Source organism: Massilia frigida (genome assembly GCF_011682175.1).
GTDB lineage: Bacteria > Pseudomonadota > Gammaproteobacteria > Burkholderiales > Burkholderiaceae_D > Telluria_A > Telluria_A frigida.
This window is the reverse complement of the sequence record NZ_WHJG01000110.1, coordinates 1-1,722: the sequence shown is the minus strand read 5'-3', so window position 1 is coordinate 1,722 and position 1,722 is coordinate 1. Positions and strand designations below refer to the sequence as shown.

The 1,722-nt window shown below is 51.6% G+C and carries 1 rRNA gene; it reads left to right on the top strand.

The window, feature by feature from the left end:
• Positions 1 to 1,707 (top strand): 23S ribosomal RNA (locus tag F2P44_RS34160); the annotation flags it as partial.
• Positions 1,708 to 1,722 lie beyond the last annotated feature (15 nt).

The following is a 1,722-nucleotide window of genomic DNA, read 5'->3' as shown; positions in this document are numbered from 1 at the left end:
TATATGGTAGGAGAGCGTTCTGTAAGCCTGCGAAGGTGTCTTGTAAAGGATGCTGGAGGTATCAGAAGTGCGAATGCTGACATGAGTAGCGATAATGGGAGTGAAAAGCTCCCACGCCGTAAGCCCAAGGTTTCCTGTTCAACGTTCATCGGAGCAGGGTGAGTCGGCCCCTAAGGCGAGGCAGAGATGCGTAGCTGATGGGAAGCAGGTTAATATTCCTGCACCGTCGTATGATGCGATGGGGGGACGGATCGCGGAAGGTTGTCCAACGGTTGGAAGTGTTGGTTTTTGACTCATAGAAGGCGCTTAGGCAAATCCGGGCGCGGAATTCAAGGGGTCGAGACGAGAGACTTAGGTCTTGAAGCAATCGGAAGTGGTTCCAAGAAAAGCCTCTAAGCTTCAGTCATACGAGACCGTACCGCAAACCGACACAGGTGGGCGAGATGAGTATTCTAAGGCGCTTGAGAGAACTCGGGAGAAGGAACTCGGCAAATTGGTACCGTAACTTCGGGAAAAGGTACGCCCCGGTAGCTTGACTGGTTTACTCCAGAAGGGTGAAAGGGTTGCAATAAACTGGTGGCTGCGACTGTTTAATAAAAACACAGCACTCTGCAAACACGAAAGTGGACGTATAGGGTGTGACGCCTGCCCGGTGCTGGAAGATTAAATGATGGGGTGCAAGCTCTTGATTGAAGTCCCAGTAAACGGCGGCCGTAACTATAACGGTCCTAAGGTAGCGAAATTCCTTGTCGGGTAAGTTCCGACCTGCACGAATGGCGTAACGATGGCCACACTGTCTCCTCCCGAGACTCAGCGAAGTTGAAATGTTTGTGATGATGCAATCTACCCGCGGCTAGACGGAAAGACCCCATGAACCTTTACTGTAGCTTTGCATTGGACTTTGAACCAATCTGTGTAGGATAGGTGGGAGGCTTTGAAGCGGGGACGCCAGTCTTCGTGGAGCCATCCTTGAAATACCACCCTGGTTTGTTTGAGGTTCTAACCTTGGTCCGTTATCCGGATCGGGGACAGTGCATGGTAGGCAGTTTGACTGGGGCGGTCTCCTCCTAAAGTGTAACGGAGGAGTTCGAAGGTACGCTAGATACGGTCGGACATCGTGTTGATAGTGCAATGGCATAAGCGTGCTTAACTGCGAGACTGACAAGTCGAGCAGGTACGAAAGTAGGACATAGTGATCCGGTGGTTCTGTATGGAAGGGCCATCGCTCAACGGATAAAAGGTACTCTGGGGATAACAGGCTGATTCCTCCCAAGAGTTCATATCGACGGGGGAGTTTGGCACCTCGATGTCGGCTCATCACATCCTGGGGCTGTAGCCGGTCCCAAGGGTATGGCTGTTCGCCATTTAAAGTGGTACGTGAGCTGGGTTTAAAACGTCGTGAGACAGTTTGGTCCCTATCTGCCGTGGGCGTTGGAAATTTGAAGGGGGCTGCTCCTAGTACGAGAGGACCGGAGTGGACAGACCTCTGGTGTACCGGTTGTCACGCCAGTGGCATTGCCGGGTAGCTAAGTCTGGAAGAGATAACCGCTGAAAGCATCTAAGCGGGAAACTTGCCTTGAGATGAGATTTCCCAGAGCCTTGAGCTCTTTAAAGGGTCGTTCGAGACCAGGACGTTGATAGGTCAGGTGTGGAAGTGCAGTAATGCATTAAGCTAACTGATACTAATTGCCCGTACGGCTTGTCCCTATAACCTTAGCAGGT